General features: G+C 63.5%; 8 protein-coding genes. 1 reads left to right on the top strand and 7 read right to left on the bottom strand.

Annotated elements, in window-relative coordinates; all coding sequences use genetic code 11:
* The 5 genes from ACTORR_RS04100 to ACTORR_RS04080 all read right to left on the bottom strand — a co-directional run bounded on the left by ACTORR_RS04100 (nt 1) and on the right by ACTORR_RS04080 (nt 5,126).
* A complete protein-coding gene (locus ACTORR_RS04100) occupies nt 1–1,482 on the bottom strand; it encodes an aldehyde dehydrogenase (protein ID WP_054885125.1) in 1,482 nt (493 codons plus the stop codon).
* Nucleotides 1,479–2,312 carry an alpha/beta fold hydrolase gene (locus ACTORR_RS04095; RefSeq protein WP_054885124.1) on the bottom strand — a complete coding sequence of 278 codons (834 nt, stop codon included), beginning with the start codon at nt 2,310–2,312 and terminating at the stop codon, nt 1,479–1,481. Before ACTORR_RS04095 ends, ACTORR_RS04100 begins: the two co-directional genes overlap by 4 nt.
* A 68-nt stretch (nt 2,313–2,380) precedes the next feature.
* Entirely contained in the window at nt 2,381–2,977 is a 597-nt protein-coding gene (locus tag ACTORR_RS04090) for an amino acid synthesis family protein (protein ID WP_003256068.1), read from the bottom strand.
* 547 nt (nt 2,978–3,524) lie between these two features.
* Complete coding sequence (locus ACTORR_RS04085; RefSeq protein WP_054885123.1) at nt 3,525–4,565, bottom strand: LLM class flavin-dependent oxidoreductase; 1,041 nt, start codon at nt 4,563–4,565, stop codon at nt 3,525–3,527.
* Nucleotides 4,566–4,640: 75 nt separating this feature from the next.
* Complete coding sequence (locus ACTORR_RS04080; protein ID WP_054885122.1) at nt 4,641–5,126, bottom strand: flavin reductase family protein; 486 nt, start codon at nt 5,124–5,126, stop codon at nt 4,641–4,643.
* Between the two features lie 316 nt (nt 5,127–5,442).
* On the opposite strand from ACTORR_RS04080, the gene ACTORR_RS04075 reads away from it, so the two are divergent.
* Entirely contained in the window at nt 5,443–6,849 is a 1,407-nt protein-coding gene (locus ACTORR_RS04075) for a purine-cytosine permease family protein (protein WP_313364766.1), read from the top strand.
* Nucleotides 6,850–6,984: 135 nt separating this feature from the next.
* On the opposite strand, the gene ACTORR_RS04070 is transcribed toward ACTORR_RS04075, so the two are convergent.
* Nucleotides 6,985–8,610, bottom strand: a complete 1,626-nt coding sequence (locus tag ACTORR_RS04070) for a methyl-accepting chemotaxis protein (RefSeq protein WP_313364767.1) — start codon at nt 8,608–8,610, stop codon at nt 6,985–6,987.
* Nucleotides 8,611–9,080: 470 nt separating this feature from the next.
* Entirely contained in the window at nt 9,081–12,788 is a 3,708-nt protein-coding gene (gene metH, locus ACTORR_RS04065) for a methionine synthase (RefSeq protein ID WP_054885119.1), read from the bottom strand.
* Between the last annotated feature and the right edge of the window lie 15 nt (nt 12,789–12,803).

Below are 12,803 nucleotides of genomic sequence, written 5' to 3'. Positions count from 1 at the left end.
TTAGCGCATCACAAACGGGTCGGGCATCGGCGCGGTGGACAGGTTGATCCACACGGTCTTCAGCTCGGTATAGGCCAGCACCGAATCGATGCCGCTCTCGCGGCCGTAGCCGCTGTTCTTGAAGCCGCCGATCGGCGCCATGGCCGACACGGCGCGGTAGGTGTTGACCCAGATGATCCCCGAACGCACATCGCGGGCCAGACGGTGGGCCCGCCCCAAGTCGCGGGTCCAGATGCCGGCAGCGAGGCCGAACTGCGAGTCGTTGGCGATGGCCAGCGCCTCTTCCTCGGTCTTGAAGCGGATCACCGCAGCGACCGGGCCGAACACCTCTTCCTGCATGATGGTCATCGAGTTGCTGTCGCACTCGAACAGGGTCGGCTCGTAGAACCAGCCGTCACCCTCGACCTCGGCCCGTTTGCCACCCATGTGCAGCCTGGCGCCTTCGGCCTTGGCCGCGGCGACCAGGCCTTCGACCACGGCCAACTGCTGTGCGGTGGCCATCGGGCCCATTTCGCTGGCGTCGTCCTGCGGGTTGCCGATGCGGATGCGCTTGGCGCGGGCAATCAGGCGCTCGACGAATTCGTCGAAGATCTCGTCCTGTACCAGCAGGCGCGAGCCGGCCACGCAGCTCTGGCCGGAGGCTGCATAGATGCCGGCCACGGCGCCGTTGATGGCGCTGTCCAGGTCAGCGTCGGCGAAGATGATGTTGGGCGACTTGCCGCCCAGTTCCAGCGACAACTTGGCAAAGTTCTCGGCGCTGCTGCGCACCACATGGCGAGCAGTGGCGGCGCCGCCGGTGAAGGCGATCTTGCGCACCAGCGGGTGACGGGTCAGGGCTGCGCCGGTGCTTGGGCCGTAGCCGGTGACCACGTTGACCACGCCGGCCGGGAAACCGGCTTCGAGGGCCAGACGAGCCAGTTCCAGGATCGTCGCCGAGGCGTGCTCGGACGGCTTGAGCACGATGGTGTTACCGGCGGCCAGGGCCGGGGCCAGCTTGATCGCGGTCAGGTACAGCGGGCTGTTCCACGGGATGATCCCGGCCACCACGCCGATCGGCTCATGCACGGTGTAGGCGAACAGGTCCGGCTTGTCCAGCGGCAGGGTGCCGCCTTCGAGCTTGTCGGCCAGGCCTGCGGTGTAGTGGAAGAACTCTGGCAGATAACCGACCTGGCCACGGGTTTCGCGGATCAGCTTGCCGTTGTCACGGCTTTCCAGCTGGGCCAGGTGCTCCTTGTTCTCGGCGATCAGGTCGCCCAGGCGACGCAGCAGCTTGCCGCGCGCAGTGGCGGTGATGCTGCGCCATTGTTTGCTGTCGAAGGCACGCTGGGCAGCCTGGACGGCCAGCTCGACATCGGCTTCGTCGGCGTCGGGCAGTTGCGCCCAGGCCTGGGCAGTGGCCGGGTTGAGGCTGTCGAAGGTCTTGCCGCTCTGGGCATCGAGCCATTGGCCATCGATGCACATCTGGAAACGAACGAGGGTCATGCAACAATCCCCTTGGCGGATTCGGTGAGGGTGCGGGCTTGGGCGAGGAAGTCCAGCAGCATCTTGTTGACTTCCCGGGGTGCTTCCACTGGCATCATATGCCGTTGCTCGGCGAGGACCACGCTTTGTGCGCCAGGAATGCTGGCGGCGAGCTGGCGGGTCATGGCCGGAGTGGAGCCCGAGTCGAGTTCGCCGGTGGCGATCAGGGTCGGCACCTGAATGCTGCCCAGGTCGCCGGCGCGGTACATGTCCTGGGTGGCGAACAGCGAATAAGTGGTGTGGTAACCCTGCGGGTCGTTGTTCGCCAGCACTTGGCGAATGGCAGCGACCTGCGCCGGGTTGGCAGCCTTGTATTCACGGCTGAACCAGCGGTCGAGAGCGGCGTCGACGTTGGCATCGGGGCCGAGCTCCGCAGCCTGGGCGGCGCGGGCGATGACGCCGGCACTCTGTTCAGGGGTGCGGTTGAACACGCTGTTGAGCACTACCAGCGCAGCCAGGCGCTGCGGGTAGTGGAGGGCGAATGCACGGGCGACCAGGCCACCCATGGAGAAGCCGATCACGGTGGCTTGTTGAATCTGCAGGTGGTCGAGCAGTTCGGCCAGCTGGGCGGCATAGCCTTCCAGGCCGGTGTCGGCGGCCGGCAGCGCGCTCTGGCCGTGGCCGAGCATGTCGTAGGTGATGACGCGGTAGTCATTGGCCAGGCCAACGATCTGCCCGCCCCACATTTCCTTGTTCAGGCCCACGCCGTGGATCAGTACCACAGGTTGGCCCTGGCCGACGGACAGGTAGCTGGTGCCGGCGGGTGTGCGTTCAGCGACAGGCTGAATCATGGAGGGCGCTCCTTGAAGGTCGGGCGCGGCGGGTAAGCACGCCACGCCCCGGCCCGTCTTGGTTGTTGTTATTGAGCGTTGGCTTTTTCGGCAGCCAGTTCTTCCAGGTCGATGTAGCGGTTGCCGATGCGCGGGTGCAGGCGGCCACCATCGGCGGCGCCCAGGACCACAACGATTTCATCGGCGCGCGGAGCGTCTTCGATCTGCATTTCCAGGGTGATGTAGTGCGAACGCAGGCCTTCGTCGTCCTTCTGCATCATCGGGATCTGGATCGAGGTGCCTGGGCCGCCGCGCTTGTTGGTGAAGCTCAGGTAGCTCTTGGCCTGTACCGCTTCGCGGTAGTGGTTGCCGAAGCGCAGGGTGTGGATCACCGCCGAGGCGTGCTCGATCTCACCATCGGCGCCGACCACTGCGGCCTTGCCGTAGGCTTCGATCTTGTCGGCGCCGCCGATGGCAGCGGTCAGGCGCTCGACCATCAGGGCACCCAGCTCCGAGCAGTTGGCGCGGATTTCCGGCTTCAGATCTTCAACGAAACCGCGACCGGCCCATGGGTTCTTGATCACGACGGCCAGGCCGACCATGGTCACCGGCTTGTCGGTGGCCTTGCCGCCTTCGATGCGGGTCTCTTCGGAGTAGGTGACGATCTTGCGGATTTCGAAACTCATGGGTGGCTCCTGGTGAGGGTTATCAGCTCTTGTTGTCTGATGGTATACCATAATATTTGTTGCGCAAGAGGTGGCTTGAAATTTCTCTTGCGGGGGGACGAAAGGTGGGGTCCGCCTTGAGTTGTATGGCGCCTGTGAGATCGAGCGCCGCCCGCGCGGCGCATCGCGGGCAAGTCGGATCGCCGCACCGCCGCTCCCACATCTGTTTCGGGCCAGTTACACCTGTTCCGCCAACAGGATCCGCCTTGGTGCATGACTGGAGACAGGTGGAACAGCATCAGCGCCCGCCAGGATGCATCGCCATGCCCCTGTTGGCTTCCACCGAGATGCATCGCCATGCCAACAAGGCGGTCCCTGTTGGCTTCACAGGAGAGATTGGCCCGAAACAGATGTGGGAGCGGGCTTGCCCGCGATGCGCCGCGCGGGCGGCGCTCGATCTCACAGGCGCCATACAACTCAAGCGTACACCCCAAAAAAAGCCCGCTCACGCGGGCCACAAGGGCCCACGGGAGCGGGCGCGTCCCGCAATGTCTCAGGCAATGGGAATTCAGGCGAAGGCCGGCACCACTTCCTTGATGAACAGCTCGAGCGACTTTTTCTTCTCGGCGTGGGGCAGGCTGTTGTCGCACCAGAAGCTGAACTCGTCGACACCGAGCTCCTGGTAGTACTTGATGCGGGCGATGATCTCTTCCGGGGTGCCGATCATGGTGTTCTTGCGGATGTTCTCCAGTTGGAACGCCGGCACTTCGGCAAACTTCGACTCAGGGCTCGGCTCGAGGAAGCCGTTGACCGGGGTGGTCTTGTTGCCGAACCAGGCATCGAAGGTGCGGTAGAAGCGCGAGATGGCCTGGGCGCCGATTTTCCAGCCTTCGGGCTCGGACGGGCTATGCACATGGGTGTGGCGCAGCACCATCAGTTGCGGGCGCGGTACGTCCGGGTTGTTGTCGAGAGCGGCCTGGAACTTGTTCTTCAGGTCCAGCACTTCTTCGTCGCCCTTCATCAGCGGGGTGACCATGACGTTGCAGCCGTTGGCCACGGCAAAGTTGTGCGAGTCCGGGTCGCGGGCGGCGATCCACATCGGCGGGGTGGCGTTGAACGGCTTCGGTACGCTGGTGGAGGTCGGGAACTTGTAGACTTCGCCGTCATGGGCGTAGTCGCCTTCCCACAGCTTGCGCACCACCGGGACCATTTCGCGCAGGGCCTTGCCGCCGTCGGTGGCCGGCATGCCACCGGCCATGCGGTCGAATTCGAACTGGTAGGCACCACGGGCCAGGCCCACTTCCATGCGGCCGTTGCTGATCACGTCGAGCAGGGCGCATTCGCCAGCCACGCGGATCGGGTTCCAGAATGGCGCGATGATGGTGCCGGCACCCAGGCGGATTTTCTCGGTGCGCGCGGCGAGGTACGCCAGCAGCGGCATCGGGCTTGGCGAGATGGTGTACTCCATGGCGTGGTGTTCGCCGATCCACACGGTGCTGAAACCGCCGCGCTCGGCCATCAGGGTCAGTTCGGTCAGGTCTTCGAACAGCTGGCGGTGGCTGACCTGTTCATCCCAACGTTCCATGTGCACGAACAACGAAAATTTCATGGGGCTTTCCTCAACGCTTGAAAGTGTCTGTCGCCAGGCTGCGCAGGCGCCAGGTGTCTCGATTCAGAATAGGCTTCAGGCAAAGGCCGGCAGGCTGGCCATCTTGCCGCGGCAGTAGACCATCGGTCGTGGTGCGTCTTCAGGGACGATCAGGTTGTGTACCTTGCCGACCATGATGGCGTGGTCGCCACCTTCATATTCGCGCCACAGTTCGCATTCGATGACGGCGGTGGCGCCGGCCAGGATCGGGTTGCCCAGTTCGCTCAGGGTCCACTCGATGCCGGCGGCCTTGTCCTTGCCCTTCTTGGCGAACGCGTAGGCTTCGGCCTGCTGCCCACCGGAGAGCAGATGGATGGCGAAGCGCTTGTTCTTGATCAGGACCGGGTAGGAGTCGGAGGTGTAGTTGGGGCAGAAAAGCACCAGCGGCGGGTCCATCGACAGGGAGGAGAACGCACTGGCGGTCAGGCCGACGACCGAGCCGTCGTCGTCCAGGGTGGTGATGACGGTCACGCCGGACGGGAAGGAGCCCAGGACGTTCTTGTAGATGCTTGCGTCGATCATCTGGTGTACCTCTAAAGGGCTGCGGTGGTCCGCGGTTTTTATCGTTGATCTGTCTGATGGTATACCGTAATACCTATTTTGCAAGCGGAATTTTCAGCCCTGGTTTTTCACGATGAACGGCTCAAGGCCACGTAAACCGTGGGATTGAGCGGTGAGGCGGTTTGTCGCAGGGGTTGTGCGAGCAGATCAGCGGGCGTTTTTTACTGCGGATCAGTGTTGTCACAAGTTTGGAATACCATAATATGGTCCGCAGCTGAGAGGCCGCCTAGATGCGGTTTCCTTACAAAGATAAAAACGACCTTTCGAGCTGAATCCTATGTCCCAACCGTCGTCGCAACACCAGTTTGTCGAGAATCACACGGTCGATTACGTTCCACCTGCCGAGCGCCATGGGAAGGCGCGCGACCTGTTCACCCTCTGGTTCAGTACCAACATCGCGCCACTGCCTATCGTCACCGGCGCCATGGTGGTCCAGGTGTTTCACCTGAACCTGCTGTGGGGGCTGATCGCAATCGTGCTGGGTCACCTGATCGGGGGCGTGTTCATCGCCCTGGCCTCTGCGCAGGGACCGCAGCTGGGGATTCCACAGATGGTCCAGAGCCGTGGCCAGTTCGGCCGTTACGGCGCGCTGCTGATCGTGTTCTTCACTGCGCTGATCTATGTCGGCTTCTTCATTTCCAACATCGTCCTGGCGGGCAAGACCATCCACGGCATCGCCCCGAGCGTGCCGATGCCGGGCGCGATCGTGATCGGTGCGCTGAGTGCGACGGCCATTGGCGTAATTGGCTACCGCTTCATCCACATCCTCAACCGTATCGGTACCTGGGTGATGGGTTCGGCGCTGCTGGCCGGCTTCATCATGATGTTCGTGCAGGAGCTGCCGGCCGACTTCTTCAGCCGCGGCGCGTTCAACCTGTCCGGCTTTATCGCCACGGTGTCGCTGGGCATCATCTGGCAGATCAGTTTCTCGCCTTACACCTCCGACTACTCGCGCTATCTGCCGCGTGAAGTGGGCATCGCCAAGCCGTTCTGGGCCACCTACTTCGGCGCCACGCTGGGCACCATCCTGTGTTTCAGCTTCGGCACGATCGCGGTGCTGTGCGTGCCGGAAGGCACCGACGCGATGGATGCGGTCAAGCAGGCCACCGGCTGGCTGGGCCCGATCCTGATGGTGCTGTTCCTGCTCAACATCATCAGCCACAACGCCCTTAACCTCTACGGCGCAGTGCTGTCGATCGTCACAGCGATCCAGACCTTCATTGCCGAATGGACGCCGAGCATCAAGGTGCGAGTGATCCTGGCAGTGGTGATCCTAGTGGGCTGCGCGATGGTGGCGCTGAACGCGTCGGCGGGCTTCATCGGCCAGTTCATCGGCCTGATCCTGGCGCTGCTGCTGGTGCTGGTACCTTGGGCTTCGATCAACCTGATCGACTTCTACCTGATCAAGAAAGGCCAGTACGACATCGCCTCGATCTTCCGTGCCGACGGCGGCATCTATGGCCGCTTCAATCACCACGCGATCATTGCCTATGCCTGCGGCATCCTGGTGCAGTTGCCGTTTGCCAACACGTCGCTGTATGTGGGGCCGTATTCGAACATTGTCGAAGGGGCTGACCTGTCGTGGCTGTTCGGCCTGCTGGTGACGGTGCCGCTGTACTACTGCCTGGCAACCCGTGGCAATGCGGCCGAGACGGCGGGGCGGGTTGTGAGCGTCAACGACTGATAGAGTGCTGTTGCTGTAAGGGGCTGCTTTGCAGCCCTTTCGCGACACAAGGCCGCTCCTACAGGGGTATGCGTTTCCCTGTAGGAGCGGCCTTGTGTCGCGAAAGGGCCGCAAAGCGGCCCCAGCCATTTCAGATCAGACCTTGAACTGCGCAACCATGCCATTCAAGTCCACCGCAAGGCGCGACAGGTCCTGCGCCGCTGCGCTGGTCTGGTTGGCCCCCGCCGACGTCTGCATTGCCAGATCCCGAATGTTCACCAGGTTGCGATCCACCTCCCGTGCCACTTGTGCCTGCTCCTCGGAAGCGCTGGCAATCACCAGGTTGCGCTGGTTGATCGAGGCGATCGCCTCGGCAATCACTTCCAGCGCCTCACCGGCACCTTGCGCCACCTCCAGCGTGCCGTTCGCCCGGCCGCGGCTGCTGTGCATCGCCGCCACCGCACGCTCGGTACCGTTCTGGATCCCGGCGATCATCTGCTCGATCTCTGCCGTCGACTGCTGGGTCCGATGGGCGAGGGCGCGTACCTCATCGGCCACCACGGCAAAGCCGCGGCCCGCTTCACCTGCGCGTGCGGCTTCGATGGCGGCGTTGAGTGCCAGCAGGTTGGTCTGGCCGGCAATCGCACCGATCACATCCAGCACGCGGCTGATCTCGTTGGCATTGCTGGCCAGTTGTTCGATCTCGGTGGAGGTGCCCGCCACGTCGTTGACCAGGTGCTGGATGGAGGCCAGCGCCTGGTTGACCTGCTCACGGCCATCGCGAGTGGTCTGGTCGGCACCTTTGGAGGCATCGGCCGTGCTCACCGCGTTGTTGGCCACTTCTTCGACTGCTGCGGTCATCTGGTTGACGGCGGTGGCGGCCTGGTCGATTTCCGCGCTCTGCTGGTGCAGGCCGCGGCTGGTGTCTTCGGTGACGGTGTGCAGCTCTTCCGAGGCCGAGGCCAGCTGGTCGGAGGAGGCGGCGATCTTGCGGATGGTGTCGCGCAGGCTGTTCTGCATGCGGCTCAAGGCGCGCAGCAGCAGAGCCGGTTCGTCACGGCCGATGACACGGATGTCCTGGGTCAGGTCGCCGGTGGCCACGCGCTCGGCCACAGCCACTGCATCGGCCAGCGGCACCACGATGCTGCGCGTGAGCACCGTGGCAATGGCGGCCAGTGCAAGCATGATGATCACCAGTGAGGCGATGATCGCGGTGAAGGCCTCGTCGGCTACATCGCTGCTGCGCTGCGAGGCATCCTCGGCACCTTTGCCGTTGTAGGCAATGAGCGCGGCCATGGCCTTCATCATGGTATCGGCGTACTGGGTCAGCGGGCCGCTGATCTGCTGCTTGGCCTGGTCCATGCGACCGGCAGCGATGTCCTGCACCACCCGCGACTGCAGGTCGAGGTATTGCGTGTAGGCTGCATTGAAGGCAGTGAACAGGGCGCGATCATCTGCGGCGATGATGGTGTCCTGGTAGTCCTTGAGGCCCCTGCTGAGCTGTTCGTTGACGCCCTTGAGCATGTCGATGTTGCGCGCACGCTCCCCGGGGTTGTCGTCCAGCGCGGCGCGCAAGGTGACGGCGCGGGCGCGTCCGAGGTTGGTGCTGATTTCACCGAGGGCAACCACGGCGGGCATCCAGGTGACACGGATTTCGTCCGTGGCGGAGTCCATCTGCCGGGTTTCATGGATTGCGATGAGGCCCATGGCCAGGACCAATGCGCCTAACAGGGCGAAAACGCTGCTGGCGCGAGTGCCGATCTTCATATTCCGTAACTGCATGGAATGCTCCTTGACGTTGGCGTGCAGGCGTCAAGAGCATGGTCGGACGGCCGGGTCACCGGGATGGCGCCAGGCTCTCGATGCGCTGCGATTTAAGTGTGTGCCTCACCCTTTGGAATGCTTTTTGATTTCAATGATGCCATATGGCCATCAATATTGACCAGTCATTCAATGTAACGACATCTTCTGAGGGATCCGTCATTTTTTGATGGATCTGTCAGGAATGTGCCGTTAAAAGATCGAGATCTACGCAATGGCTGTGGCGAGCGGCGAGGCACGACCGGGGGCACCTGCGCGATTCACGCGGCGCTTCGGCGTAAGTGGCCGACCGAGTTCGGGCAGAAGGTCAAGGAATGGATGTGCGTACGGCGCGATGGCAAGCGGGCCGGGGATACCCTGGTCAGCCAGGTCTGAGTGCAGTGCCGAGCTTGGTGCTGTCGCGGGCATGCGCGACAGCACCAAGGCGATGCTTAGCTGTCGTAGCCGAGGTTCGGCGCCAGCCAGCGCTCGCTCACGCTAACCTCCTGGCCTTTGCGCGCGCTGTAACGCTCGATCTGGTCCTTGTCGACCTTGCCCACGGCAAAGTACTGCGCCTGCGGATGGGCGAAATACCAGCCGCTGACAGCCGCCGCCGGGAACATCGCGAAGTGCTCGGTGAGGAACACGCCACTTGGGCCGGTTTCGCCGATGGCGCTGCCGTCGAGCAGGCGGAACAGGGTTGCCTTCTCGGTGTGGTCCGGGCACGCCGGGTAGCCCGGGGCAGGGCGGATACCGCTGTATTGCTCCTTGATCAGCGCCTCGTTGTCCAGCTGCTCGTCGCGGGCATAGCCCCAGTGCTCTTTACGCACCTGCTCGTGCAGCCACTCGGCACAGGCCTCGGCCAGGCGGTCGGCCAGGGCCTTCACCATGATCGAGCTGTAGTCGTCGCCCTTGTCCTGGTACGCCTTGGCCACTTCCTCGGCGCCGATGCCGGCAGTGGTGATGAAGCCGCCGACGTAGTCGGTGACGCCGCTGGCCTTCGGTGCGACGAAGTCGGCCAGGGACAGGTTCGGCTTGCCATCGGGCTTGATGGTCTGCTGGCGCAGGTGGTGCAGGGTGGCCAGGGCCTGGCCGTCTGCGCCGTAGACTTCGATGTCGTCATCGGCGACCTGGTTGGCCGGCCAGAAGCCGAACACCGCGCGGGCGCTGATCAGCTTCTCGTCGATCAGCTTGTCGAGCATCTCGCGGGCATCCTTGTACAGCGCGGTGGCGGCTTCGCCGACCACTTCGTCGGTGAGGATCCGCGGGAACTTGCCGGCCAGGTCCCAGGAAATGAAGAACGGCGTCCAGTCGATGTACTCGGCCAGGGTGCGCAAGTCGATGTCTTCCAGCACCTTGACCCCGGTGAAGGCGGGCACCACCGGCTGGTAGCTGGCCCAGTCGTACTGCGGTTTGGCAGCGATGGCCTGCGCGTAGCTCAGGCGCTCGGTGCGGGCGCTGCGATTGGCGGTGCGCTCGCGCACTTCCACGTATTCCTGGCGGGTCTTCTCGACGAAGCCGGGCTTGAGCTCCTTGGACAGCAGCTGGGTGGCCACACCCACCGCACGCGAGGCGTCGGTGACGTAGACCACGGCGTCGTTGCTGTACTTGGGCTCGATCTTGACCGCAGTGTGTGCCTTGGACGTGGTGGCGCCGCCGATCATCAGCGGCAGGTGGAAGCCCTGGCGCTGCATTTCGCGGGCGACGTGGACCATCTCGTCCAGCGACGGGGTAATCAGGCCGGACAGGCCGATGATGTCGCACTTCTGTTCGCGGGCGGTCTGCAGGATCTTCTCGGCCGGCACCATCACGCCAAGGTCGACGATGTCGTAGCCGTTGCAGCCTAGTACCACGCCGACGATGTTCTTGCCGATGTCGTGCACGTCACCCTTGACCGTGGCCATGAGGATCTTGCCCTTGGCTTCCGGCTTGTCGCCTTTCTCGGCTTCGATGAATGGAATCAAATGGGCCACGGCCTGTTTCATCACCCGGGCCGACTTGACCACCTGGGGCAGGAACATCTTGCCCGCGCCGAACAGGTCACCGACCACGTTCATGCCGTTCATCAGCGGGCCTTCGATGACTTCGATCGGGCGTGCGCACTGCTGGCGGCATTCTTCGGTGTCTTCGACGATGAAGGCGGTGATGCCCTTGACCAGCGCGTGTTCCAGGCGCTTTTCAACGGGCAGCGAACGCCACTCTTCGTTTTCCACTTCCTTGGTCGCGCCGCCGCCCTTGTAGTCGTCGGCAATTGCCAGCAGCGCGTCGGTGCCGTGCGGCGTGCGGTTGAGCACCACGTCCTCGACCTTTTCGCGCAGCGCGGCCGGGATCTCGTCGTAGATCTCCAGCTGGCCGGCGTTGACGATACCCATGGTCAGGCCGTTCTGGATCGCGTGGTAGAGGAATACCGAGTGGATCGCCTCACGCACCGGGTTGTTGCCGCGGAACGAGAACGACACGTTGGACACGCCACCCGAACTCAGCGCGTGGGGCAGGTGATCACGGATGTAGGCGCAGGCCTCGATGAAGTCGACGGCGTAGTTGTTGTGCTCTTCGATGCCGGTGGCGACGGCGAAGATGTTCGGGTCGAAGATGATGTCTTCCGGCGGGAAGCCGACTTCGTTGACCAGGATGTCGTAGCTGCGCTGGCAGATTTCCTTCTTGCGCGCGGCGGTGTCGGCCTGGCCGACCTCGTCGAAGGCCATCACCACCACGGCCGCGCCATAGCGCTTGCACAGCCGGGCATGGTGCTTGAACTGCTCGACGCCTTCTTTCATGGAGATCGAGTTGACGATGCCTTTGCCCTGGATGCACTTCAGGCCCGCTTCGATCACTTCCCACTTGGACGAGTCGATCATGATCGGCACGCGGGAGATGTCCGGCTCACCGGCGATCAGGTTGAGGAAGCGGACCATGGCGGCCTGGGAATCGAGCATCCCTTCGTCCATGTTGATGTCGATCACCTGGGCGCCGGCCTCGACCTGCTGCAGGGCGACCTCCAGGGCTTCGGTGTAGTTCTCTTCGCGGATCAGCCGGGCGAACTTGGCAGAGCCGGTGATGTTGGTGCGCTCGCCGACGTTGACGAACAGCGACTGGCGGTCGATGGTGAACGGTTCCAGGCCCGACAGGCGGCAGGCCTTGGCGATTTCCGGGATTTCGCGTGGCTTGTACTTGGCCACGGCCTCGGCGATCGCCTGGATATGGCCCGGGGTGGTGCCGCAGCAGCCACCGATGATGTTGAGGAAGCCGCTGGCGGCGAACTCTTCGACCACCGCCGCCATCTCTGCCGGGGTTTCGTCATACTCACCGAAAGCGTTCGGCAGGCCGGCGTTGGGGTGGGCAGACACATGGGTATCGGCCTTGGTCGCCAGCTCTTCCAGGTACGGGCGCAGGTCCTTGGCGCCGAGGGCGCAGTTGAGGCCCACGGAAATCGGCTTGGCGTGGCGCACCGAGTTCCAGAACGCTTCGGTGGTCTGGCCCGACAGGGTGCGGCCGGAGGCATCGGTGATGGTGCCGGAGATCATGATCGGCAGTTCGATGCCATCGTCTTCGAACACCTGTTGCACGGCGAAGATCGCCGCCTTGGCATTGAGCGTGTCGAAGATGGTCTCGATCAGGATCAGGTCGGCGCCGCCCTCGATCAGGCCACGGGTGGCCTCGATGTAGTTTTCCACCAGTTCGTCGAAGGTGACGTTGCGGTAGCCGGGGTCGTTGACGTCCGGGGAGATCGAGCAGGTCCGGCTGGTCGGGCCGAGCACGCCGGCGACGAAGCGCGGTTTGTCCGGGGTTTCCAGGGTCTTGGCATCGGCTACCTGGCGGGCGATGCGCGCGCCCTCGACGTTCAGCTCGTACACCAGCGATTCCATGCCGTAGTCGGCCTGGGAAATCTGGGTGGCGTTGAAGGTGTTGGTTTCGAGGATATCGGCGCCGGCATCCAGGTAGGCTTTCTCGATCGCCGCGATCACATCCGGGCGGCTGAGCAGCAACAGGTCGTTGTTGCCTTTCACGTCGCTTGGCCAATCGGCGAAGCGCGTGCCACGATAGTCGTGTTCCTCGAGGCGATAGCTTTGGATCATAGTACCCATGCCGCCGTCGAGGATCAGAATGCGCTCTTTGAGTGCGTGCTGGAGTGCTTGGAGACGAGCGCTGCGGTCGGACATAGGAACTACCTGGTC

Origin of the sequence: Pseudomonas sp. SAR267, from assembly GCF_052077595.1 — a bacterium.
GTDB classification, from domain to species: domain Bacteria; phylum Pseudomonadota; class Gammaproteobacteria; order Pseudomonadales; family Pseudomonadaceae; genus Aquipseudomonas; species Aquipseudomonas vlassakiae.
The sequence above is the reverse complement of the archived record's forward strand: the minus strand, read 5'-3'. Positions and strand labels throughout refer to the sequence as shown.